Here is a 22,745-nt window from a genome sequence, read left to right as displayed (position 1 = left end):
AGGTTGGTTTGGGCAGTAGCACTCAATCCTTCACGCAATTCTAGCGAAGCGCGCTCGGGTTTTTCTGATTCTGCTCGCACATACCATCAAGAAATATCGAGGGATAGATCATTCCATGAGCATTCTGAGCCAGATTGACCAGTGGCCTTCCGCGAACGCAGTTTCCGTTGTCATTGATGGCCACGGTGGCGTGGTCGACCAGCACGGTGACGTGGACCGCGTGTATTCTCTGGCATCGGTCACCAAGCTGCTCAGCGCCTATACCTTCCTGGTAGCCCTGGAAGAAGGAGCGATCAGCCTCGACGATCCCGCCGGCCCTGAAGGGTCCACGGTTCACCATCTGCTGGCCCATACCGCCGGCTACGACTTTGATTCCGAGACCATCCGCTTTGCACCGGGTGCCAAGCGCGGCTACTCCAATACCGGTTTCGAGAAGCTTGCCGCGCACCTTGAGGCGCAGACCTCGATCAGCATGGCCGACTACGCCCAAGAGGCGGTTTTTGCGCCGCTGGGCATGGCCAGCACCAAGATCGCGGGCAGCTGCGCCAAGGATGGCCGGTCCACGGCCGCGGACCTGGCCAAGTTCGCCGCCGAATTGCTCAACCCCACCATCGTTGCCCGGGAAACACTGGACGATGCCACCAGGGTTCATTTTGAAAACCTGGCCGGCATCCTGCCCGGTTACGGGCGGCAGAATCCCAACGACTGGGGCCTGGGCTTTGAAATTCGTTCCACCAAGAATCCACACTGGACCGGCAAAGACCATCCGGCCAGCACCTTCGGGCACTTTGGCCAATCCGGCACGTTCCTGTGGGTCGACCCGGAGCATCGTTTGGCATGCGTGACGCTGACGGATAAGAATTTCGGCCAGTGGGCGGTGGACGCCTGGGAGCCCTTCAATGAGCAGGTCCTGGCTTCGCAGTTGTCCTGACGCGATTCAAGGATGGCCTTTCCCCTATTGAATTCGAAAAGCCTTCAGTCACCACATGGTGGACATGACTTGGCAGGATACATGAATTGGGTCGAATATGGACAACAAGCAGTACTTTCCGTAGTCCTATCGCCATTTGTGAGGCCGCATGGAACCGTTTGTCAGCTGGCAATGGTGCAAAAATCATCTCCAAGAAATCGTCATTGTTGATGCCCGCTGGTACTGGGACCGCCCGGGTTTTGATGCCTACCGCACGGGTCATGTGCCCGGTGCGGTATTTGTCGATCTCGATGCCGACCTCACCGGAGAAATCACCGAGGACTCCGGCAGAGGCCCCTTCCCGGCGCCGGAGGATTTCGCCCGGGCCATGTCCCGAGCCGGGATTGACGGTTCCAGGCCGGTGGCCGCCTACGATGACGCGGGCGGGGTCATCGCTGCGCGCTTGGCATGGATGCTGCGGCTGCTCGAGGTTCCTGCCGCCGTGGTATCCGGCGGCATCCAAGCTTATCCAGGCACTCTGGACTCCTCGCTGGTTCATCCGAGGCCCGTTGTTTTCCCTCCCCGACTGTGGCCTGCAGGTTCCCTGCTGTCCACCCGGGACGTGGCAGCTCTTTCGGAAGCCGTGCTGATCGATGCCCGGCCGAATAACCGGTACCGCGGCGAGGAACCCGAAACCGACCCGCGGCTGGGCAAGGTTCCCGAAGCCGACCCTCGCCGAGGGCATATCCCCGATGCGATCAATGTTCCATGCCGGGAACACCTCGAGGCCGACGGAATGATCAAGCCGCCCCAGGAAATTCGCGACAGGTTCGCGGCCGAGGGCATTGTCGACGCCTCCGGCGTGGTCAGCTACTGCGGGGCCGGGGTGACAGCCTGCCACAACCTGTTGGCGATGGAATACGCCGGGCTCGGACAGGGCAGGCTCTATCCAGGAAGCTGGAGCGCCTGGAGCCGGAATGCTGAGCTTCCATCAGTAATCGGGCACCGGTAGATTCGCGCCCCGCATCAGACAGGCTCCGCAGGTGCGCCAGCTGGCGCGCCTGCGGAGCGCGGAAGCCGGTCCCGATGTCTGAGGTGCCCAACGGATTCAAGCTCGGCTCCTGTGCCGGACTCCTCACCGGCGGCAGGTTTGTCCACGCCCAACGGAACCTGGTGGCGATCGCGACTACGGCGGCCACCACGAACATTTTGCTCACGTTGGCCTTGGTGACCGGTTCAGCATGGTCCATCGTGGCCCTTGTGATCTTGCTCGGCTTATTCGGGCTGAGCGCCAATAGCGTGCTCATGCACCTCGCCGTGGACTTCGCGGGCCGAGCGGCAAAATACTTGGATTCGCAACTCCTTGAGACGCAACACCTGCAACATCAGCAGCCGCTGTTCGGTTGAGCTTGAGCAGAGTGCAACTGAATATCACCCTGCCCAGCTGATGTTGCCGTCAGGCGCGGGCTGATTTTCTTTCCCAGCTTCACCATGCCGGAATAGGCAAAGCCGTGGCTGACTATCGACGAACAGATCGATCGGCTGGCCGGGCACAGCACTACGGAATGCAGAGGATATTGTCGATTTCGACCGGCAATTGCGCATGCTGGTCCTGGACTGAGTCGAGCGTTTCGAGATCGCGGTACGCATGAGGATCGGATACGTGCTCGGCAGGAAGTCTCCCTTTTCCTTTAGCGACGCTCGCAGCTTCACAGAGGCCTTCGCCACCGACAATATTGATGCCAGGGGGCCTGCGCCGATCAGGCATATACAGTGGCTCCAGCCCGCCAGCGAAAGGAAAGCCAGCTCTGACGAGCAGTTCGTCGAGCATTTCCGTGAGCAATACGACGACCGTGTGCCAATCTGGGCGCTCACAGAGCTCTTAGACCTGGGGCAACTCTCGTTTCAATACCGCGGCCTGCACCAACCGGACGCGGAGGAAATCATTGAAGGGCCGCTATTTACTACGGCCTGGTTTGCCATGAGAAAATGAAGGCCGCCCCACTCACTAGATTAGAAGCAGCGCATGAGAGTGTTCTTTACCGGAATCCAGGCATTCGGCGAGGGAAAAGACGCCCCGAAGTACTACGTGCCAATGTCCAGCATTCTCACAGACCGGCTCGCTGAACGCGACTACGGCAGCGGGCTGGACAATTGGTTCCTGCTCTTCGTCTTCCAGCGCGATGAAAAGGATTATCCTCGCGGCACGGAGCGCATGCTCTATAAACGCGCCAAGAACGAACTCGACCTGCGGCTTTTTGCCGATCACGAATCGTGGCGCAGCGCGCGCAAGAACGGCGACGAGCAGGAATTGCGCCGGCTGCTCTACGATGTCGCTCGCCGCTCGTTCGACATCATGCGGAAGAAGAAGATTGCAGACTTCGACATCGACTCCTTCGAGCACGACGTCGAGGCCATCGCGGTCGAGCACGGTTGGACGCGCTGAAGGCAGGTGCTCCCCTGCTGCCACGGTGCACGCGGGCCAGGTCATCAATCCCGGTATGGGAATTGATCGCGAAGAACAGCCCCAGACCGGCCCGCGCTCGCCCACACCACCTATGCCTTGGCCAGTGCAATGCTCGGCGAAGCTTTCCAGCAAGGCGAATTCGCTCGCCTCGTAGATCGCCCGCGGCCTGAGGCCCAAGGTCCTTTTGATGACTGGCGAAGCAGTCACGGCAGGTAGGATCCTCGGCATGTAGAGGAAATAGCCGCCTTCGATCGACGTTTTCTCATGCAGTTCTTGGACCTCGTAGAATCAGGCTCATGACCCCGGAAGAACTCCAGCAGCTGCCCACCGGCCAACTCCTGCGGTTGGAAACAATGGCTCGGGCGGAATTTACCCGACGCGGAATCTCCCGCACAGCAGGCAGCCTGGCCGGTGAACTGGGCGAACGCCTCACGAAGCTGGTCTATGGCTGCACTCTGGCAGTCCAGGGCACCGCATCGTACGATCTCATCGACAAGGAAAACCGAAGAATTCAAGTGAAGACCCGCATGCTTCCCACCGGGGCTCAACGTCATTTTCAGTTCAGAAACGACCAGCTCGATTTCGAGCTCGCGGTCTGCCTGCGCTTCAACCGCGAGACCTTCGAACTTGAGTGGGCTCGCGAGTTCAATCGTGCAGAGACAGAAGATCTGAGCACCGAGCACGAAACGGGTCCTCGCTTGCGGACCGGCAAAGCGTTCAAGAACGGCAAGGACAAGACCGAGCTGTTCCGTTCTGCGCTCGCCAGCCTCGACATCTGACGGCGTCCATGCGGTGAAGTACACGTCGCTTGCCGATCGGTGGAATCGCCATGGACGCGTACTATTGCAATCATTGCGCACGCCGTGCACCATACTTCCGAACACGTTCCGAATATCATGGAATCATGGCGATCGCAGCTGATTCTTCCACGACCACCCGACGCTCATCGGATTTAAGCAAGCACTCGGCCGAGGTCTTCGCCGAGGCCGAGGAGCACCCCGTCACAGTGACCCGCCGCGACGGCGAGTCCCTCGTGCTCATGTCTCAACGCGAGGCCGACGCCCGCGCCGAGCTCCTGAACATCGCCGGCACGCTCATCACGGTGACGCTCGAGGATGGCCTCCTGAGCGAGCGCATGGCCAGCCGGTACCCGTGGATGTACGCACTGAGCGCCCAGGACCGCGAGCAGTGCGCCCGGGACCTCATCGACGCCGCTCGAGCGTCCTTCGAGACGCAGCAGCCTCACCTGGCGATCACGAAACTCACCAGCTGGCGCGAGACCGCTACGGCAATCGCTGCGGGCCTGGGCTCTGAGCCGGTCGAATGGCTTGACGAAGACGACGACACTGTAGTCGAGCGCCCCTGACCATGGCTAAGCAGACCCTTGTCCCACGTCCTGCGAAGAAGTCGGAATACGTGTTGAAGTTCGCCACGAATCAGTCAGAAAAGGGCTGGCGAGACCTCGTAGCTACGATCAGGAACCCATGAGCGAGACCTGGGATTTCCTGACTCGCACCCCCTTGATGAGAACCCCGAGCAACTACCCGCTCGAAGGATCGCTGGGCGTGATCACTCGGGGCGACCGAACATGCGAGCGCTGGCAGCATAAACCCACACTCAAGGGCACAGCTCGGGTATGGTTCTACGTTGACGCTGGCACTGTCTTCCTGGAACAGGTCCATACTGCTCATCCCCACGAGACAAAGTAGCCCGGCATCGGATAGTTCACCCCGCGGGTGATGCGACTGCTCTCAGAAGACGTGACAGGCAGGCCCCAGCGCGAAATCGACGCGTTCTTCGGCGATCGGGGAATCCGCCTCGGGCCGCCGCAGTCCACGCCGCCACCGACATAAAATGCTCGCGGTGCCAACCCTGCTTCTCATCACGGATGGCACCGCTCTGATGTTCTCAAGCATGCGATACGAGTTATCGATATCGGCGCGACGAGAGACCACGAAAAGGTCCACTTCTACGCGCTCTGATTGCCGCTCCGCATACGCCGCCACATCTAAATCGGATCCTGATCAGCGCCGCGGACGTGGCTGGCACACCGGGCAGGTATAGGACGAACGCCCCATGAACGCGTCCCGGCGGATCACCGAGGCCACCCCGTTGTCGGCGCAGCGCAGGCAGGCTTTGCCCTCGCGCCCGTACGCGTTGAGCGAGCGGGCAAAATAGCCGCTGGCTCCGTTGACATTCACGTACAAGGAATCAAAGCTGGTGCCGCCGGCCGCCAGCGCGCGGGTCATGACATCGATCAGGGCATCGTTGAGCCGTTGTACTTCAGGACGCCTGATCGTGGCAGTTTTCCGGGATCCCGACAGCTTGGCCTGCCATAGCGCCTCATCAGCGTAGATGTTGCCCACCCCGGAAATGACTGCCTGGTCCAGGATGGCGCGCTTGAGGTCGGTAGTACGGCGGCGCAGGGCAAGATAGAGGTCCTCGGCGCTGCGATTCGGGTCAAGGACATCGCGGGCAATGTGCGCGGCAGCCTGGGGTATGGCAGGTTCTGGGGACCCCAGCCCGGCCGGCAGCCCGTCGGAGGTTGCTACCAGCGGCGAGAGGAACATCCCGCCGAATATCCGTTGATCAACAAATCTGAGTTCATCTGGATAATCCAGGTGCTCCCCCAGAGACAACCTGACTTTGAGGTGTTTTTCGTCTGCCGCTTCTGGTTGCTCAACTAGTAGTTGGCCGCTCATCCCCAGGTGCGCGACGAGGACCGACGGCACATCCAGCCCATCGAGTCCTAGCCAGAGAAATTTTCCTCGGCGCACCACCGAGGAGATGGTGCAGCCTGTCAAAGTTTGCTCGAAATCGAGCGGACCATCAAGGTGCCGTCTGACCGAACGCGGATCCAGCACCTGCACGGCTTCGATCCTTCGCGTGCGCACCCATTTTTCCAGCCCTCGACGGACTACTTCCACTTCTGGCAGTTCAGGCATCTGGGTGGCGCTTAGCTTTTGGGTACTTGCTCGCCAGGATTGAACTGCAACCACGTTTGGTGGGCAGCTTCCTGCTCAGCTTCTTTTTTCGAGGGACCATGTCCCTGCCCGTATCCCTCGTCGCCAATTTGCAGTACAGCAATGTAGGTGCGGGCGTGGTCCGGGCCGGATCCGGTGACCTGGTAACGAAGCTCGCCAAGTTTGCGGGAGGCAACGACTTCCTGGATAACAGTCTTCCAGTCGGTTGTGGCTCCAATCAGCCGGGGATCCTCTAGCAGCGGGGTGACAAAGCGCAGCACAAAGGCTCGTGCGGCGTCCATCCCCTGTACCAGGTAGGTGGCACCAAGAATCGACTCCATGGTGTCAGCCAAAATGGAGGACTTGTTGGCACCGTTGGATTGGGCTTCCCCGCGTCCAAGCAGCAAGTGCTCTCCGACTTCCAGATCGCGAGCGATCATCGCCAGGGCACGGGTGCTGACAATGGCAGCACGGCGCTTTGCGAGATCGCCTTCGGGCAGATCCGGGAATTTTGCGTAGAGGTATTCCGCAACGCAGAAGCCAAGGATCGAGTCGCCGAGGAATTCAAGGCGTTCGTTCGTTGGAATGCCACCGTTCTCGTATGAATACGAGCGATGGGTGAATGCAAGACGAAACGTCTCGGAATCAATATCGATTCCGAGACGTTTCATAAGTTCTTCTTTAGAAGACATGTCTTAGACGTCTGCGACCTTGCGACCCTTGTACTCAAGGAACAATTCGGTACCAGCCGAGTCGGTGACAACCTTAGCCTGGTGAGGCAGGCTGTAGGTTACGCGACCGTTTTCAACGGTCTTCACCAAGCTCGGTGCGGTAGCCTTCCACTGAGAACGGCGGGCACGAGTATTCGCACGGGACATCTTCCGCTTTGGAACAGCCACGACTACTTCTCTTCTCTCTTGTCTGACGTTTTATTTGTTGCCGCATCCTCTGCGACATTGTCGGACAGCTGCGCTAGCGCTGCCCAACGTGGATCCAGAATCTCATGGTGATGCTCAGGGTCTTCGTTGAGGTTGATTCCGCATTCATTGCAGAGCCCCAAGCAATCTTCCCGGCAAACCGGCTGGAACGGCAGGGCGGTAACCACTGCGCTCCGTAATACCGGATCGATGTCAATCAAGTCACCGATTACCCAATACTGATCCACATCATCATCGTCTTCGAATTCTTCGCTCTCTTCATAGTAGAAGAGCTCCTGAATATCAGCCTCGTAGTCGTACTCGATGGAATCCAGGCATCGTCCACATTCCCCAGCAATTTGCGCTGTAGCGGTACCCGATACCAAAATTCCTTCATGCACGGCTTCAAGGCGAAGATCTAAGTCAAGCTCAGATCCTCCACGAATGCCGATGAGTGCATTTCCCACATCTGCGGGTGCCGGAACCTGCTCGTTGAGAATCTCCATTGAGCCCGGCGAACGGCCGAGATCCCTGGTTGAAAAAACCAGAGGCGAGTTGCGATCGAGTGCGCCATGTGACGATCGATCAGAACGCTTTTCGCTAATGATGACTCCTACTAAAACATAGTCCGACATTTCATCTTAGCTTGCCACAACCCAAGATCCCAAACTGAAACCAGTTATAGAACCCTCCCGTTGGTGTTGCACTCACCACAACATATCGTAGCGCGATTCAAAATGAAGTCCATGCACATCTGGCTCGAAGGGCCGAAAAGCTGTTTTTGACCGCCTGCCAGTGGGCTTACCTGTGCGAATTTAGGTCATAACCTTAAAATTACCTAGGTTCATGGGCGTTTCAAGGCATGTAAACAGCCCTTAACTAGATCTTGATCTTATGCTTGTGACAACGGTGCAGTTACTATCGGCAAAGGATCTGAGATGAAGCTATTGAATACCCTGCAAAGGGTGGCAAAGCGTGCCCGTCAAAGTCTTGCTGATAAGCAGCAGCGTCAATTCATCGAGCGTCATGCCACAGATCTAATCCACGCTCCAGTTGGCGAAGACCGCTATAAGGCCGCCTTGTATTTCGCAGACGAGATGGTCAACGCGTATCAAATCCGCCAGTGGTACGAACCGATGAAGCAGCTGTCCGATTTCATGCCAATAGCTGTCATCACTCGTCGCCCGGATACCGCTTTGGCTTTGCGCGATGAATGCCCGTTGCCTGTGTACTACGCCCCAACGGTTGAAGACCTTGAGCGCCTCGTTGATTCTCAAGACTTGCGCCTGATGTTCTATGTAAACCAGAACATTCAAAATTTCCAGATGTTGCGTTTCAATGAACCTAAGCATGTCTTTATCTGCCACGGTGAGAGTGAAAAGTCCTACATGTGGTCCAACCAGTTGAAGGCGTACGACTTCGTATTTTCCGCTGGTCAGGCTGCACGTGACCGCCTCACCTCGCAATTGCACAATTTCGATGTCCATGAACGAACTCGCCTCATTGGACGCCCGCAGATTGACGTTTCATACGTGGCTCCTTTTTCCCCAAACCCAGCCTTACCCACGGTGCTTTATGCGCCAACGTGGGAGGGCGACCGCCCGTCAATGCAGTACGGGTCTGTAGTTTCGCATGGCGAGCAACTGGTCGATGCACTCATCAGTGACGGCGGGTTCAATTTGATCTTCCGCCCGCACCCTCGGTCTGGCAAGAACTCTGCAGCCTATGGAAAGGCTGTAGAAAGAATTCGCCGGAAGCTGGCAGAGGCCAATGCTACTTCGAGCGCACAGCTGTTCTTTGACGACACCACTGATTGGGGTTGGCAATGGAGCACATCGGATTTTTGCGTCACCGACATCTCGGCAGTCGCATACGACTTCTTGGCAACGGGCAAGCCAATGTTTGTCACCCGACCAGCTTCTAGCGAAGCCACGGTTCAGGATTCACCGGCCTTGGCCAGAGTACCCTCTCTGAGCGCAGACGCCTCTGAAAATGCGCCATCGCTCATTCGTTCCGCTATCACGGAAAGTAATATGGACTTGCGCGAAGTCGTTGCATACTATTTTGGGGATGTGACTGCAGGCGCCAGCATGCGCCGATTCATCACCGAGTCCCTCAAGCTAGTTGTAGGGGATGTACAGGCAGAACAGCTACCGCTGAAAAAAGCTGCTTGATCCCAAGACCTCATTGGCGATTAGAAATATTGACTAGACTGCACCCTACGCAAGTACTGAGAACATGGGCCCCGAGAAATAAGTTCCGGCAAATTATTCATAGTCTTGCGTCGAATTTCGTGGTGAAGGAACTTTTATGAACGTAAATCGAACCGTCAATAGGGTCATCAATAAAATCCATACGAGCCTTGCTACCCGAAAACATCTGGAGTTCATTCGCGATCACGCTGCAGAGCTGCGCAAACTTCCTGGCGGTGCGGACAGGTACAAAGTTGCGTTGCACTTTCCCGATGCGATGGTCAATGCATATCAGGTCAGGCAATGGTACGAGCCGCTTCTCGCTTTAGCCGAGTTTGTTCCTGTAGTAATCATCGTGCGAAATCCTGACGCCGCCATGCATTTATTCAAAGAATGCCCTCTGCCGATTCACTTTGCGCCAAAAATTGAGGATGTTGAGCGACTAGTACAGTCCCAGGATCTGCGTGTGGTGTTCTATGTGAATCAAAATATCCGCAACTTCCAGATCATGCGTTTCAATTCTCCTGACCATGTATTCATTTGCCATGGTGAAAGCGAAAAAGCGTACATGTGGTCCAACCAGCTCAAGGCCTACGATTACGTTTTTTCAGCTGGCCAGGCTGCCCATGACCGCTTGCAAAAGCACTTGCGAAATTTCGACGCGTCAACGCGCTGCCGCTTAGTTGGCCGTCCACAAATTGATGTTCACTATGCGTCACCAATAGATTTAGACAACGAACTGCCGACGATACTCTACGCTCCAACGTGGGAAGGCGACAGGCCGTCTATGAATTACGGATCGGTGCTTTCTCATGGCGAACAGCTGATTGACGAGCTGACCAGAGACGGCGGATTCAACATTATTTTTCGTCCGCACCCACGTTCGGGCCAAAACTCAAAAGCTTACCGACAAGCTCTAGAACGAATAAAAATGCAACTGAGCACAACTAACGAAGACTCGCAAGCTCAGTTCATTTTCGACGATTCGGCCCACTGGGGTTGGCAATGGTCGGTTGCCGATGCCTGCGTCACCGATATTTCGGCCATTGCTTATGACTTTTTGGCCACCGGAAAACTACTGTACGTAACGAAACCGGTGTCGGAGGATGCCAGCCTCGTTGATTCTCCGGCGCTCGCACAAGTCCCAACGTTGAAGGCGAATGAAATAAAAGATTTCGCCAGCTCGGCACGCGATGCCTTAGCCGACCAAAGCTTGTGGCAACAGGAGCTGGTCAATTACTACTTTGGCGACATTACTCCAGGTGCCAGCATGCAAAGATTCATTTCCGAATCTCTTGCATTAGTCGAAAAGCATAGCGAAGCTGGCCGCTAGTCGGCTTTAACACGACGTGGTTCCGGACCTTTGAGAGGTCCGGCACCACGTCGTTTTGGCAGTTGGCCAAGCCCTCCTATTTAAAGAAACGCTCCACGACACGCTGTGACGCAAACCCGTCATCATGAGGAGCAAATTTCTTAATGAACTCCTCACGGTCCACGCCGGCTAGGGGTTCACCGGCCAAGGCCGAGGCTAGTGTCGTCCAAAGGTCACTTTGGTTTTCAACGATTGGCCCCGGCAGAGCACTTTCGTAATCCAAATAGAAACCGCGAAGGTTGTCTCGGTAGTTCTCCAAATCGTATGCGTAGAAGATTATTGGTCGACGCAACAACGAATAGTCAAAAAACACCGATGAATAATCCGTTATGAGCACATCGGATGCCAAGTACAGTTCCTGGATATCTGGATGCCGCGAAACATCGATAATGCGATGCCTCAGGTGTTCCGGAATACTAACTGCGTTCGATACCAACACATGCATACGCAGCAAGAGGACCGTGTCTTCGCCGAAGCGCATATCAAACTCATCCAAGTCCATTGGCAAATCAAACCTGAATTTGCCACGGCCTGAGGCAGCGTCGTCGCGGAACGTCGGAGCGTATAGGACGGTTTTGATCCCGGGCGGTATAGCGAGCTCATCGCGAATATTTTTCTCACGGTCCACAACGTCTTGGCTTGTCAGGATATCGTTTCGAGGATACCCAACCTCCACAGCTTCACCTGAGAAAGCATATGCAGATCGCATGATGTCGCTGGTGTACCTTGAGGGCGAAATGAGATGCGTCCATTGACGCGTTGCCCTTGTAACTCGCTCTAGGTACCCCTCGTCGCGACCATGAACTTCTCGAATGTCGAGGGCCATCTGCTTGAGTGGAGTTCCATGCCAAGTTTGCAAGAACACTCCCTTGGAACGACGCTGCACGTAATGCGGGAAGCTCTGGTTATTCACCCAGTACTTTGCCCTGGCTAGGTACCAGAAGTATTCGGGAGACAGTCGCTTGACTGTGGTGGTCAAGGGATCCGTGAATCGGTGTCTTCCTGAATAAACCCAGACCTTACGACGAGTATCGCCTTGTCGAATCAATTCCTCGTAAATGTATCGCGGTGAATCCCCATATTGTCGCCCAAGTCCTGACTCAAATACGATCAGGTCGTCGTCCATGGGAGCCAGCTTGTAGAGCTTGAATAGCTTGCGCATGACGTCGAAATAGCGCTTGTTTCGACGGAACCTGTTTTTCAACTTCACCGGTAATTCGGCGCGCCAGCCGATGCCAGAGTTTTTCCGCAACTCTGCTTTCTCAATTTCCTCTGTTACCCGTTGCGAATTATTTTGATCCCGATACGTCATAAAGACGTCTGCACGATTGCGGTATTTTTCCTCCATGCTCTTGCCGCGTTCCAAGGTTTGCGCAAGATCCTCCAACAACGTCTCAGCGTCAAAGGCAATACGCCCCGGCAATTCTTCATCAAGATTCAAGTGGGAACCTTTTGGACCGAGGAAGCGCGCGCGATCAAATTGGAAGTAGTGAACCGGCCTATGCAGGAAACTAAAGTCAAAATTCACCGATGAATAATCGGTAATCATAATCGCAGAAGTCTTAATAAGCTCCTGAACGTCAATCTCACCCTGGACTATCAATCGAGCAGGGGCGCCATCGAAGTGTTCCCTGAATTGCATCATATTAGGGTGCAAGCAAAAGACGACTTCTAATCCGTGCTTTTCAACAAGTGCCTGAAGCTCCGGCGAATTCAGCAAGTTTTTCCATTGATCTAGATACTCTGATTCAAGAAAAACTTCTTCATTCTGCAACCAGTCTCGCCACGTCGGAATTATCAGCAGCATGTTTTCGTTGATCGCAAAGTCGTTGGCAAGCAACGCGTCAAATCGGGACAGCCCCGTAACTTTGACTTCGTCCGGCGAGTACAGGAAATCATTGACAATGTATTGCTTTTCGCGTTCTGACGAGACCATGAAGAGGTCCGTGGCAAAACCAGGAGAGTTCTTTCCGTAGTTGGGAACCATCCATTTAGTCCCCATGACGCCATGCTGCAAAAATACTCGTGTGGCCCTGCAACGCGAGGAGAAGCTATGGTGCCTGGTTGGGAACAGGTAATCCGCGTGATGCGTCCCAATAAAACGCTGGCAACGAATAGCTAGTTCAAAATGCTCCTTGCTGCCATGGAATACGACGTGGTCCAAGGAGTCAAAATTCCGCAGATCCGGAGCATTCTCATCGATCACGTAGTAAGCATCAATGTCTTTACGCTCGCTTCGCAGATACTTAAATAAGTGCAGCCCGTTGTCCTGCGCTTTATAGGATAGTTCGCCAACGATCCATATTGGCTTGGAACCTAGGCTCTGGTCATCTGGGAAACTGCGTTGCTTGGACTCGGCAAGCACTGCGAACGCATCCTTGTCGAAAACTTCCAGAATGAGTGATGTCGATTTGGCCTTGAAGGTGAAATATGGAGATATGGCTAGTGTCTTGTCGCCTACCGTCAAAGTATCGGCACGCGTTGTAGACCGAACGCCAAAGGGAGTTCGTGTCACGCGTATTCGCGAGACATCACTGCTTGAATTGGATGACGCCAAAAGATAGAGATCGTAGTTATCTCCGCGGTCGATCTTGCTCCAGTCGACTGACTTGAAATCCACAGATGCAGACCAATTATAAATAGCACGTCCAAAGCGTTTTGCTGCAAGCTTTTCGTCAAAAGACAGCATAACTGGCGACTCAACGGAGAAGTCCGACTTACGCCCCACAAGGTGCAGAGTCACCTCAGTAAGGCGATCGCTCTGGGTTTCCAAAACGCCGCCCAATGACAACTTGCCATCTCGAACCTGGGTGATGTCAGTGCGAATGCGGTGATTAAACCTTAGTGGACGGTTCAGGCCCAAAGCCACTTCGGCCTTCTTGTTGATATATAGCCCTACGCTGCGTTCACCCGAAATGTATACCGGGTCGTCACCAAGCGTGGTTGATGCGAATCGCCCCAATATTCGATGAGCAATTACCGGGCCGCTGAGAGTGACCTCGCCGGCTTCAATTTGCCTCCGAACTTCTCTTCGGCGAACTAGTTCTCCGCCTTCAGACAGCTGCAACCACGCAATGCCAGATGGCAAAGCATCAAAATCCGCACTGAAAGTAAGAGCAAGGCGAACCGTACCGGAATACCGGTCATCTTCTAATGTGACCGAGTTGTCTTCGGCTTCGTCGTCATCAGCGTCAATATCAGTTTCAGTGAATTCAGGCTCTTCGTACTCAGATGAACGCTCGCGATACTCATGCCATTGTTCAAGAAGCGAGGCCAGATCCATTTCTGCGTGGATCTGGCGCAATTCACCGTCCGCTTTGTTGGCTAAAGCCGATGAAAGTGGCTCAACAGAAGAAACAATGTGGTTGCCGTGAAGTACGGATACCGATCGCACTCGATGCTCAACGCGCGCGTCGATATGAAGTGTTTCCCCACGAACAGAGAGATCCAGTTCTTGGTATCCCGGGTAATAGCGGTACTTCTTGCGCTTCAACCGACGGGTACGCAAACTTTGCATTGCAGACTGCGCTAGATCTTGCACAGATCGAATCTCAACTGGCACGAATAAATCCTTCATTATTTTAGCCGCTCTTTCCCGGATGACCTTTCAGGAGGAAGCTTGGCGTTCTTGCCCGAATAGCATGGGAAAGTCGCCAACAACATAGTGGTTTGACTACAGGCCCATGTGATCCACTGAACAAGATTACCCCTCGTCATCACTCGAACAGCGTTGAAATGCCACTGCTAACCTGAAAATAGTCTTGGAGTCGACTCCAGGGATACTTGATTAAACGGAGTAGCGATCCAATAGCTGCGGAAGTGAAATCATCATCAGCCTGGGCGGTAGTACAAGGTGCGAACTAGCTATGCCAGCCCCGGAAGCTCTGCAGCTTGCCCTGGCGTTCACTGATTAATTCTTGAATCACGTTTTGGAAGCGCGTCGTTGAATCGCCTCGATTAAGATCTCCAAAATAGAACTGCCGCATCTCAAGGCGCTGCTCCTTATGCACGTCATGCGTCAGCGCACTGGTTAGCAAGTCCTGAATATTTCTTACACTATCCGCGTCTACAACATGGCACGACTGCGCGACAGGAGCATCGCGGTGAAGAATTTCCCGGTTGGTACGACGATCGGAAATGACCAAGGGGTTGTCCGGGTGAAGATAAAGATAATCCAGGCCAACGCTTGAAACATCAGTAATCAGAGCATCAGTCGAGTCGAACATGGCCAAGATATTGCCCTGCTCAGAAATTACGTGTTTCGCCCCGGCATCATTCGCAGTCTTGAGCAGCTCAAGAACGCGTGCATGCGCTTGAGCAATACCTGGAGTAGTACTGGACTGAATGCGAGGGTGCGGTTTGTAAATGACCCGCCACAGTGGGTTTTCAAGCAGCGCCTCGACTATAGCGACACCATATTTATCCAACGAAGTATAGTTATTATCTTCGTTTTCGCCTTCCCACGTCGGCGCATACATTACATCCAATTTATCGCTTGGCGATAGCTCCAACTTGAAGTCAATATCAAGTTGGGGGCGCCCTGTCACAAGCAACTTGTTGTAATCAAAATCAATCAGCATGGTCTGATGCCGTTTGATAGCTGCCGGGCCAGCGACAAATACTTTGTCATAAGCCTTGGCCTTATTGGAGACCATCGAAAGCTTGTCGCTCTCGCCATGGTTCACGTGTACATGCACCAGTCGCGGGTGATCCAAGGACTGGAAATTACTGCGAGAGTTGTTAACGTAAATAACAAGTTTTAATTCATTGTCATCATAAACGTCCATGAGGTCCGAGAATCGTCGAACGAAAACCTTGGGAAGGGCAGTCAGCTTTCCGGCAGCCTTAAAGGCGCCGAGCGTGCGGAACACCAGTAGAACTTCTTCTTTTTGATGCAGCTCTTCAAGAACGGGCAGCCACTGGGCAACCTGATAAATCTTGTCGGCACCGTCTCCAAAGTACACGGCAACAGATCCAGGAAGCTGGATATTGGACACGCCAACGTTTGCTCCAACGGGTCGGTTGACAAAGCCCATGGCCCGATTAAGTCGCTTAGCTCCGGGCTGACGCCCAACCATGCGCAATAGGGACTTAATGCTGCCTTTGATTGAACTGCTGAAGTACTCGTTGGACATGAGATCTTTCAATAAGGTATTACAAATGCTTGCAGTCAGAAACTTCGCTTAGCTCAGTTCCTTGACAATCTGGCTCAGCGTATCCAAAGTGCTCTTCAAGGACTGGACATGGCGTTCATCAAATTCGCTCAGCACTCGCTTCATCTCAGTGGTTGAGATTCCCGAAGTACGCGGAAGGTAGACGACCTCTACTTCGTCACCGAGGTCATCGAATTTGCCCTTCCAGTCTTCACCAATTCCGAAGACCTTGGCGTCGTACTTCTTGATATCAAGGCGCTTCTGCTCCCAGTTCTCTTCCGGGATAGCAAGGTCAACGTACTCGATGGCCTGGACGATTTCAAGACGCTGTTCGAATGGCACTACCGGCTTTTTACCCTTGATCGCGTTGAATTCGTCGGTGGAGACACCAACGATCAAACGGTCGCCCTTAGCCTTCAAACGCTTCAAGATGTTCAGGTGCCCAATGTGGAACAAGTCGAAGGTTCCATAGGTCAACACGGTCTTAGTCATTTGAATTTCCTTCTGCAAAGTCTATTTCTGGCAATTGAATGGCCGCTCTAGCTGGTGTACTGGAAGAACAATGCAATCGCTGTTCTTTGTGGGTACACACTAATTATCGCGCCAGTAGTCCGATAAGCGTTAATCTTCTATTTACCTACCAGCTAGCCTAGCGGTAGTCCACTCGATCGGCTAAACCGATTCTGACCGACCGATATTCCGGCGATCATCCTTTCCGCTTGAACAGCAGCGGTCAAATAATCGGTGGACGTCCCGAAAGTGTCATTCGAAGCAGCGTTATCCAACGCAGCTTCGAGCGTGGTTCCCGGTACCACGGGCTTCCCTTCCAGCCCGCCTTCCAACCAGCCAAGTACTGGTTGACAGCGTTGGGTTTCTTGCGCATTCGCAGGCATTCAATGAGCATCCACGTTGTCGGGTAGATCCACGTGAACGGTGCAGGCAAATTCCTGCGAGCAAGCCAAACACGATTGCGGGCGTTAAGGCGATAGAACTCTTCATGCCGACGCGGGTCCACTACAGGGTGTCCGATACGCATGTCGCCGGCATACCAGACGTACGTTCCAGTGTCCCAAATACGCCAGGCCAGTTCGATGCCTTCGTGCGCATACCAGAACCCACCGGCCCAACCGCCGGTGAGGTCAAACAGCTCGCGGGTTGTCACGAGGCAGGTCTCTCCGACGTGGAAGACGCGGCTTGGTTCTTCCGCGGTGCGCTTCTTCAACCGGGGAATCCAGCGAGTCGGATTCTGATCACTGTGTTCAGGATCGGTGATGCGAGGCTGGAGTAGCCCCATCCTTGGGTACTTCTTAAAACGGTTTACGGCAGTAATTAAGAAATCGTCGTCCAGAAACCACGAATCGTCATCGAGGAAGCAAAGGTACTCCCCCTCGACTTGAGCCACGCCGGCATTTCTTCCGGCAGGAATGCCGAGGTTTTCAGGCAGGAAATGGGTCTTGATACCTTCAGGGATATCGGTTGGATCCCAACCGTTGCCAACAACTACCGCATTGATGACGACGTCCCGTTGCGCGAGCAGCGAATCCAACGCACGACGCAGTTCTACCGGGCGGTTGCCCATGGTCAATACGACAACGCCGATTGTTGGAGCGAGTCGATTATCCATGCTCTGCCCTTTCCGTTTGTTTAGTTGCGATAGCGAAGCTTTACGCTTTCAACCGCGAAGACACCATATTTGATAAGAAGTGCCCGATATTCACCAATACGCAGGCGGGAAGCAGAATCCATATCATCCACTTTTCCGCCAGCCCTGGCGTCCCTGCAATGGCCGAAATGATGGAGCACAGGAGAATGAGCAAGCTCAGCTCCACAGCATGCAGCAAACGGTGGAATGGAAGGAATCGCGCCATCGCGCGTAAACGTCCAATAGCAGTCGCGGTAGAGACAGCTCGCGCGGCAGCAGTATCCGGAAGCTTCGGCAAACCAGCCATGCCCCGAGCAGCGTGGACCATCAGGGACTGCGAACGATTGAGCACCAGCAGGACAGACAAGCAAGCACCCATGAACAGGACAGGCCATGCCTGTGCACTCACCGCGCCGTCGACCGAGAGTTCTTTGAACACCCGGTAACCCAGCGCAATGGGAATCAAGGCTTCCGTCGTATGGTGCCCCACCATATCGATGAAGATTCCACGTGGCGACTGGGAGGCGCGCCACCGCGCCACCTCGCCATCAGAGCAATCGAAATACAGCTGTACTTGAGACAAGACAACCGCGAGAACAGGACCCCAAATACCCGGTATGAGTAGCGCAAGCGACATGCACCAGCCGGCAAGGATCATCAAACCGGTGACTCCATTAGCCGTGATGCGTGTTCTGACCAAAACTGCCGTCAGGTAAATGGAGATATGCCGAAGATAGAGTTCGGCGGTCCAGTGTTCAGCGTTCTTCCGAGCTTTCACCTCAGGTGGCTGGCAGACAGCTCGGAGCTGATCCAGTGTCGGATTCTTTGGGCGGTCGACAGTCACTTGACCCGGCCTTTATCCAAAGTTCCGCCGGCGCCAAAGATGCGCCCCTTGAGGTAGCCGGCGGCCCACGGAAGATGTATTGATTGGAACGCGCCAGCGGTAAGGAGTTTCTCCTTGAGCCCTTCGCCCTTGGAAGCAAAGCCCGCAGCCATCGTTGCCGCCACATAGACCAGCGGCGCCGAAGCGGCAACATTGATCAGGGACTGAAGGGCACGGGGTGCGCGATGCTTGGTCAAGGGCGCAACGATCAAGGCAATCGACCCGAGACCCACTCCGGCAAGAAGCAGGGGCGGAATATCATGCCGCAGCGATTTTCCTTCCGGGAATCGACGTGCGATTTCACCGCGCCACGTGCCAGAAGCATAGGACTGCCGTGCCAAGGCCTTGAAGTTCTCGCGCGGGTAGTAACCGACCTTCAGTTCAGGGTCGAACCACACCTTGTGGCCAGCCTGGCGAATACGAAGGCAGAGTTCCCAGTCTTGGGCACGCCACATGTTCTCGTCGTAAAAGCCGACCTCGTCGAACACTTCGCGGCGAAAGATTCCTAGATAAGCGGACTCAGCTTCGCCTTCGGGAGCACCAGAATGATACGCGGGGCCACCAAAACCGAATTTGGAGTGGTACGCCGCCGCGATGGCCCGTTGTACTGTTGTACGGCCCCGAGCGTCCATCAGCCCGCCAACGTCGTGGGCGCCGACGCGATACAGCGTCTCGACCCCACGACGGGTGTAGTTGGATGGAAGCTCGCTGTGCGCATCTACGCGCATGATGATCGGATGTATTGACTCCTTGATTGCCAAATTCAGCGCAATCGGCGTACGGCCTTTCGGGTTGTCAACCAGGGTGATGCGGGAGTCCGCTTCAGCCAGGCGGCGCGCAACAGTATCGGTGTCGTCGGTACTTGGACCGAGCGCAATAACCAGCTCCTTCTCTCCGTCATAGTCCTGGGTGAGAATCGAGTTGACAGCCTCTTCCAGGTAGTCGGCCTCGTTCAGCACTGGCATGACGTAGGATACGCCGGGGAATTCAGTCATTCGTCTCTTACTTCTTGTGCTTCTGGTAGGCCTTGATCACGGTGTCCGGGTCGCCGTCCATTTTCTGGACACCCTTTTCAATCCAGATGCACCGATTGCAGGTTTCCTTGATTGAATTCATTGAGTGCGAAACCAGGAACACGGTGCCGGCATTCTCGCGAATTTCACGGATCTTGGCTTCACTGCGCTTGCGGAACTTCGCGTCGCCCACTGCCAAGGCTTCATCGACAATAAGGATGTCGTGTTCCTTGGAAGCTGCGATGGCGAATTTCAGACGTGCAGCCATTCCTGAGGAGTAAGTCCGCATGGGCAGGTCGATAAATTCTTCCAGCTCGGCAAACTTGGTGATTTCCTCACGCATATGTTCGACTTGCTCGCGGTTGTATCCCAAAGCCAGGCCGCCCAAGGTGATGTTCTTGTCGCCAGAGAGGTCCGGAATCAGGGCAGCGCCGACACCCAGAAGGCTCGGGCGCGAACGCGCATAGACCGATCCAGCCGCAGGAGGCGTCAGTCCGGTGATTGCACGCAAAAGCGTCGACTTACCCGAGCCGTTGGAACCGATGATGCCGATGGATTCATTTTCGTAGGCAACGAAGGAAACGCCCTTAAGGGCATGTACCGTGCGCACGCCACGCATCTTTGGCTGCAATAGCCTCCGCGCGCCTGCATTGCCCAACGCTTTGCCACTGGAGAACACCTGGTATTTAACATGCAGGTTGTCCACCATGACGACCGGCGTACGGGATTCATCAACGGTCAGCGTGGAAGACTTGATGTCTTCCGGCTTAACGACATCGATGAAGGACGTATCGTCAGAAAAAATCGGTGCGGGTTCATACTCCGGGTGCAGCTCCGGGTTGATCAGATCATCAAAACTAATTGGCACGGCCGTAACGCTCCTCAGCCTTCCAGAAGAAAATAAGTCCCACGACAAGAATCGCGAGCGACCAAACACTCACAACAACCCAACCCATCGGATCGTACTCAGTGTTATCCATGATCATCCCGCGCGCTAGCTGCAGAGTCTGATACAACGGGTGGAAATCAAAGACGGTAACCAACCATGGCCAGTGGCTGAGGATGCGATCCACGCTGAAGAGAACACCGGAGGTGTAGAAGAGCATGCGTGTAACCAGTGGAAGAATCTGCGTGAAGTCCCGCACGTGAACAGTGATCCTGGCACAAATGAGTGCAACACCCATGTTAAAAACACTGAATAGTGCGATGAGCGGAATGATCCCGAACCATGACCACTTTGGCGTCGTGCCCAGAATCATCGAATATATGAACATGATGCCCACCATTGGCATCAGCGTCAACAAGTTCTGGGTAATCTGTGCAACCGGCAAGCTGAGGCGCGGAAAGGAAAGGGATTGAACCAAGGCAGAGTTGCCAGTGATCGACTTTGCCCCGCCGTTCATCGAGCTGGTGAAAAACTCAAAAAGGAAGACGCCAATCACCACGAAAACCGGGAAATCTGCAGCTTTTTTGTCACCTTGCAAGACTCCAAAAATCACGCCGTACATGATTGCGTTCATGGTTGGCTTGAGAATCACCCAGAGCATTCCCAAACGGTTTTGCTGATTCTGCTTCTGAACTCGAGCCTTCGCTAATTCATAAATGAACTCACGACGCTCCCAAGTTTGCCTCAGATAGTCGCCCAACGACGGACGCGCACCTACACGGTGCAAGCCGAACTTGTCGGCCTCCTCTGCAACTGTCATGCTCAAAAGTCCTCATTCTCGAATGCCAACTGTCGCTTGGTTAGCAAGCACAGATGTTCAAAGTCTAGTAGATAGGATCCGTCATCCACGTGATTCGACAGGTGCATCCACGCATTTGTCACACCGATCACAGGGCTTACTCTGTTTCGGGAGGATTCTCTTCCAGGTACTTTTGCATCGTGTCTGTCCGCAGCGCTTCACCAATTTGGGCAATCGCCAATTCGCTAGCCAATTCAATGGACTGGCCGTCAGCGGTCGTCGAGGTACCGGCGGTGGGCATGGTGAACATTGCCATGTTCTGAGTATCGACATTTTTGAGCTGCATTCCGAGCCCGACGAGGGTGGCCGCATCGAAGTCTTCGTCGAATGTCAGATATGGCGACACGGTGTCGACAATGTCGTAAAGCTTCACTGGGTTGGTGAGGGTGTCAGAAGAAAGAAGTTTATTTGCAGCGGCGGCGATGAACTTACGCTGGTTTGCCACTCGCTGATAATCGCCATTGGTAAACGACTTGCGCTCGCGAACGAAGCGCAGTGCGCGGTCGCCTTCGAGATCAATTTTTCCTGCCGGATAAAAATAGTCGGTGTCGTTAGCAGTGAACGGGATGTCGTTCTCGACGGTGACTCCCCCGAGTGCAGTTGATAGTTCCTTGAATCCCTCAAAATCAACCATGGCGACATGATCGATTTTGGTGTCAAAGAGGCCTTCAACCGTCCGCATTAACAGCGGAACCCCACCCAGCGATACGGCAGCGTTCAACTTGTTCTTTCCGTATCCAGGAATATCTACGTACATGTCGCGAACCATGGACATGACGTAGACCTGTGAGCGGTCTTCTGGGATATGCACCAGCATCATCGAATCGCTGCGCTGTTCCACGGCTCCGCTCAGTGCGGCAGAACCGTCACTGTCATCCGCTGCATGGTCAACACCGAGCATCAGAATGTTCATCGACTTATCGTCGGGGTCTTTCACTGGGCGCGCTTCCTGATCAGCGTCAGAGAATCCAAGGGCCAGCGAGTTGGATTTGGAATTGAACTGCCGCTGGAGGTCAAAGACGAAATACCCAGCGCCAAGTACGCAAACCAGCATTGCCGCCACCACGGCGACAACTATGTTTCTCGTTCGCTTCTTCCTCTTTCGCTCAACTTCATTACGCGCGCTTCGAGACGCAAATAAGAATTCTTCAGGTTCTTCGTGTTTCAAATCATCTCCACCCGGGCTACCAAACTGAAGCCAACGGACTATCCGGGAGACTTCACGCAAAGAGCAAGCATACATAGGCTACTTGTGATTATGCTGAGTGCATTGACCGGAAACCAGAGTGATAAGCGCCACGCGATTAGAGGCATAGAAAATTAGGTTAGATGGTGCCGCTAAATTCGGTGAATATATTCAGAAATCTTTTCCCTCGTAAAATCCGCAATTGAATCAGAATCGATAAGTGGGAGCACATTTTCTCCGGAGCCATGCGAGGGGCAACCACCCGGCTTGCTAACCCGGATCTGCAGTTTCCACTTCGCGCG

The 22,745-nt window shown here is 54.5% G+C and carries 23 protein-coding genes; 10 read left to right on the top strand and 13 right to left on the bottom strand.

Going from position 1 to position 22,745, the window contains the following annotated elements:
- Positions 1 to 115: 115 nt before the first annotated feature.
- The 8 genes from H6F58_RS06375 to H6F58_RS06340 all read left to right on the top strand — a co-directional run bounded on the left by H6F58_RS06375 (position 116) and on the right by H6F58_RS06340 (position 5,086).
- The gene (locus H6F58_RS06375) at positions 116 to 931 is read left to right on the top strand and encodes a serine hydrolase domain-containing protein (RefSeq protein ID WP_195181367.1); all 816 of its coding nucleotides are present in this window, start codon (positions 116 to 118) and stop codon (positions 929 to 931) included.
- A gap of 148 nt (positions 932 to 1,079) precedes the next feature.
- The gene (locus H6F58_RS06370) at positions 1,080 to 1,922 is read left to right on the top strand and encodes a sulfurtransferase (protein ID WP_195181366.1); all 843 of its coding nucleotides are present in this window, start codon (positions 1,080 to 1,082) and stop codon (positions 1,920 to 1,922) included.
- A gap of 74 nt (positions 1,923 to 1,996) precedes the next feature.
- Positions 1,997 to 2,317 (top strand): hypothetical protein, encoded by a 321-nt coding sequence (locus H6F58_RS06365; RefSeq protein WP_195181365.1) that lies wholly within the window; start codon positions 1,997 to 1,999, stop codon positions 2,315 to 2,317.
- A gap of 229 nt (positions 2,318 to 2,546) precedes the next feature.
- Positions 2,547 to 2,903, top strand: a complete 357-nt coding sequence (locus tag H6F58_RS06360) for an Abi family protein (RefSeq protein ID WP_348536384.1) — start codon at positions 2,547 to 2,549, stop codon at positions 2,901 to 2,903.
- A gap of 33 nt (positions 2,904 to 2,936) precedes the next feature.
- A complete protein-coding gene (locus tag H6F58_RS06355; RefSeq protein WP_195181364.1) occupies positions 2,937 to 3,356 on the top strand; it encodes an Imm44 family immunity protein in 420 nt (139 codons plus the stop codon).
- 317 nt (positions 3,357 to 3,673) lie between these two features.
- Positions 3,674 to 4,156 carry a hypothetical protein gene (locus tag H6F58_RS06350; protein ID WP_195181363.1) on the top strand — a complete coding sequence of 161 codons (483 nt, stop codon included), beginning with the start codon at positions 3,674 to 3,676 and terminating at the stop codon, positions 4,154 to 4,156.
- A gap of 125 nt (positions 4,157 to 4,281) precedes the next feature.
- Positions 4,282 to 4,743: a prevent-host-death protein gene (locus H6F58_RS06345; RefSeq protein ID WP_195181560.1), complete on the top strand. Its 462-nt coding sequence runs from the start codon at positions 4,282 to 4,284 to the stop codon at positions 4,741 to 4,743.
- A gap of 118 nt (positions 4,744 to 4,861) precedes the next feature.
- Positions 4,862 to 5,086 carry a hypothetical protein gene (locus H6F58_RS06340; protein ID WP_244652392.1) on the top strand — a complete coding sequence of 75 codons (225 nt, stop codon included), beginning with the start codon at positions 4,862 to 4,864 and terminating at the stop codon, positions 5,084 to 5,086.
- Positions 5,087 to 5,401: 315 nt separating this feature from the next.
- On the opposite strand, the gene mutM is transcribed toward H6F58_RS06340, so the two are convergent.
- Genes mutM through H6F58_RS06320 form a run of 4 tightly spaced genes read right to left on the bottom strand, consistent with a single transcriptional unit; the run spans position 5,402 to position 7,763 of the window.
- Entirely contained in the window at positions 5,402 to 6,322 is a 921-nt protein-coding gene (mutM, locus tag H6F58_RS06335) for a bifunctional DNA-formamidopyrimidine glycosylase/DNA-(apurinic or apyrimidinic site) lyase (RefSeq protein ID WP_195181362.1), read from the bottom strand.
- 11 nt (positions 6,323 to 6,333) lie between these two features.
- The gene (gene rnc / locus H6F58_RS06330) at positions 6,334 to 7,011 is read right to left on the bottom strand and encodes a ribonuclease III (protein WP_060701451.1); all 678 of its coding nucleotides are present in this window, start codon (positions 7,009 to 7,011) and stop codon (positions 6,334 to 6,336) included.
- A gap of 24 nt (positions 7,012 to 7,035) precedes the next feature.
- Positions 7,036 to 7,239 (bottom strand): 50S ribosomal protein L32, encoded by a 204-nt coding sequence (gene rpmF / locus H6F58_RS06325; RefSeq protein ID WP_060701450.1) that lies wholly within the window; start codon positions 7,237 to 7,239, stop codon positions 7,036 to 7,038.
- A 2-nt stretch (positions 7,240 to 7,241) separates the two neighbouring features.
- The gene (locus H6F58_RS06320; RefSeq protein WP_098945547.1) at positions 7,242 to 7,763 is read right to left on the bottom strand and encodes a DUF177 domain-containing protein; all 522 of its coding nucleotides are present in this window, start codon (positions 7,761 to 7,763) and stop codon (positions 7,242 to 7,244) included.
- Between the two features lie 432 nt (positions 7,764 to 8,195).
- On the opposite strand from H6F58_RS06320, the gene H6F58_RS06315 reads away from it, so the two are divergent.
- Both H6F58_RS06315 and H6F58_RS06310 read left to right on the top strand, forming a co-directional pair.
- Entirely contained in the window at positions 8,196 to 9,431 is a 1,236-nt protein-coding gene (locus H6F58_RS06315) for a CDP-glycerol glycerophosphotransferase family protein (protein WP_195181361.1), read from the top strand.
- Positions 9,432 to 9,567: 136 nt separating this feature from the next.
- The gene (locus tag H6F58_RS06310) at positions 9,568 to 10,782 is read left to right on the top strand and encodes a CDP-glycerol glycerophosphotransferase family protein (RefSeq protein ID WP_195181360.1); all 1,215 of its coding nucleotides are present in this window, start codon (positions 9,568 to 9,570) and stop codon (positions 10,780 to 10,782) included.
- A 76-nt stretch (positions 10,783 to 10,858) separates the two neighbouring features.
- Here H6F58_RS06310 and H6F58_RS06305 read toward each other — a convergent pair whose 3' ends face one another.
- The 9 genes from H6F58_RS06305 to H6F58_RS06265 form a co-directional block, all read right to left on the bottom strand.
- Positions 10,859 to 14,383 carry a CDP-glycerol glycerophosphotransferase family protein gene (locus tag H6F58_RS06305; protein WP_195181359.1) on the bottom strand — a complete coding sequence of 1,175 codons (3,525 nt, stop codon included), beginning with the start codon at positions 14,381 to 14,383 and terminating at the stop codon, positions 10,859 to 10,861.
- A gap of 298 nt (positions 14,384 to 14,681) precedes the next feature.
- A complete protein-coding gene (locus H6F58_RS06300) occupies positions 14,682 to 15,956 on the bottom strand; it encodes a CDP-glycerol glycerophosphotransferase family protein (RefSeq protein ID WP_195181358.1) in 1,275 nt (424 codons plus the stop codon).
- A 48-nt stretch (positions 15,957 to 16,004) separates the two neighbouring features.
- A complete protein-coding gene (locus H6F58_RS06295; protein ID WP_060701445.1) occupies positions 16,005 to 16,466 on the bottom strand; it encodes an adenylyltransferase/cytidyltransferase family protein in 462 nt (153 codons plus the stop codon).
- Positions 16,467 to 16,707: 241 nt separating this feature from the next.
- Positions 16,708 to 17,553, bottom strand: coding sequence for a glycosyltransferase (locus H6F58_RS06290; RefSeq protein WP_244652390.1), 846 nt, complete (start codon positions 17,551 to 17,553; stop codon positions 16,708 to 16,710).
- Positions 17,554 to 17,638: 85 nt separating this feature from the next.
- Positions 17,639 to 18,460 carry a CDP-alcohol phosphatidyltransferase family protein gene (locus tag H6F58_RS06285; protein ID WP_195181357.1) on the bottom strand — a complete coding sequence of 274 codons (822 nt, stop codon included), beginning with the start codon at positions 18,458 to 18,460 and terminating at the stop codon, positions 17,639 to 17,641.
- Positions 18,457 to 19,494: a glycosyltransferase family 2 protein gene (locus H6F58_RS06280; RefSeq protein WP_195181356.1), complete on the bottom strand. Its 1,038-nt coding sequence runs from the start codon at positions 19,492 to 19,494 to the stop codon at positions 18,457 to 18,459. Before H6F58_RS06280 ends, H6F58_RS06285 begins: the two co-directional genes overlap by 4 nt.
- Positions 19,495 to 19,501: 7 nt before the next feature.
- Positions 19,502 to 20,221: an ABC transporter ATP-binding protein gene (locus H6F58_RS06275; RefSeq protein WP_195181559.1), complete on the bottom strand. Its 720-nt coding sequence runs from the start codon at positions 20,219 to 20,221 to the stop codon at positions 19,502 to 19,504.
- Between the two features lie 148 nt (positions 20,222 to 20,369).
- Positions 20,370 to 21,218 (bottom strand): ABC transporter permease, encoded by an 849-nt coding sequence (locus H6F58_RS06270; protein WP_195181355.1) that lies wholly within the window; start codon positions 21,216 to 21,218, stop codon positions 20,370 to 20,372.
- A gap of 136 nt (positions 21,219 to 21,354) precedes the next feature.
- Positions 21,355 to 22,425 carry an LCP family protein gene (locus tag H6F58_RS06265; protein ID WP_195181354.1) on the bottom strand — a complete coding sequence of 357 codons (1,071 nt, stop codon included), beginning with the start codon at positions 22,423 to 22,425 and terminating at the stop codon, positions 21,355 to 21,357.
- Positions 22,426 to 22,745: the final 320 nt, after the last annotated feature.

Source organism: Glutamicibacter sp. FBE19, assembly GCF_015524875.1.
Classification (GTDB): domain Bacteria; phylum Actinomycetota; class Actinomycetes; order Actinomycetales; family Micrococcaceae; genus Glutamicibacter; species Glutamicibacter halophytocola.
Note: the sequence above shows the minus strand (reverse complement) of the source record. Positions and strands in the feature narration are given on the sequence as shown.

Coding starts and splice junctions, on each gene's coding strand:
- H6F58_RS06355 (WP_195181364.1), top strand. CDS start 2,937: ATGAGAGTGTTCTTTACCGGAATCCAGGCATTCGGCGAGGGAAAAGAC.
- H6F58_RS06315 (WP_195181361.1), top strand. CDS start 8,196: ATGAAGCTATTGAATACCCTGCAAAGGGTGGCAAAGCGTGCCCGTCAA.
- H6F58_RS06320 (WP_098945547.1), bottom strand. CDS start 7,763: ATGGAGATTCTCAACGAGCAGGTTCCGGCACCCGCAGATGTGGGAAAT.
- H6F58_RS06365 (WP_195181365.1), top strand. CDS start 1,997: ATGTCTGAGGTGCCCAACGGATTCAAGCTCGGCTCCTGTGCCGGACTC.
- H6F58_RS06340 (WP_244652392.1), top strand. CDS start 4,862: ATGAGCGAGACCTGGGATTTCCTGACTCGCACCCCCTTGATGAGAACC.
- H6F58_RS06280 (WP_195181356.1), bottom strand. CDS start 19,494: ATGACTGAATTCCCCGGCGTATCCTACGTCATGCCAGTGCTGAACGAG.
- H6F58_RS06290 (WP_244652390.1), bottom strand. CDS start 17,553: ATGGGCAACCGCCCGGTAGAACTGCGTCGTGCGTTGGATTCGCTGCTC.
- H6F58_RS06345 (WP_195181560.1), top strand. CDS start 4,282: ATGGCGATCGCAGCTGATTCTTCCACGACCACCCGACGCTCATCGGAT.
- H6F58_RS06300 (WP_195181358.1), bottom strand. CDS start 15,956: ATGTCCAACGAGTACTTCAGCAGTTCAATCAAAGGCAGCATTAAGTCC.
- H6F58_RS06295 (WP_060701445.1), bottom strand. CDS start 16,466: ATGACTAAGACCGTGTTGACCTATGGAACCTTCGACTTGTTCCACATT.
- mutM (WP_195181362.1), bottom strand. CDS start 6,322: ATGCCTGAACTGCCAGAAGTGGAAGTAGTCCGTCGAGGGCTGGAAAAA.
- H6F58_RS06270 (WP_195181355.1), bottom strand. CDS start 21,218: ATGACAGTTGCAGAGGAGGCCGACAAGTTCGGCTTGCACCGTGTAGGT.
- H6F58_RS06275 (WP_195181559.1), bottom strand. CDS start 20,221: ATGGTGGACAACCTGCATGTTAAATACCAGGTGTTCTCCAGTGGCAAA.
- rnc (WP_060701451.1), bottom strand. CDS start 7,011: ATGAAACGTCTCGGAATCGATATTGATTCCGAGACGTTTCGTCTTGCA.
- H6F58_RS06375 (WP_195181367.1), top strand. CDS start 116: ATGAGCATTCTGAGCCAGATTGACCAGTGGCCTTCCGCGAACGCAGTT.
- H6F58_RS06370 (WP_195181366.1), top strand. CDS start 1,080: ATGGAACCGTTTGTCAGCTGGCAATGGTGCAAAAATCATCTCCAAGAA.
- H6F58_RS06350 (WP_195181363.1), top strand. CDS start 3,674: ATGACCCCGGAAGAACTCCAGCAGCTGCCCACCGGCCAACTCCTGCGG.
- H6F58_RS06310 (WP_195181360.1), top strand. CDS start 9,568: ATGAACGTAAATCGAACCGTCAATAGGGTCATCAATAAAATCCATACG.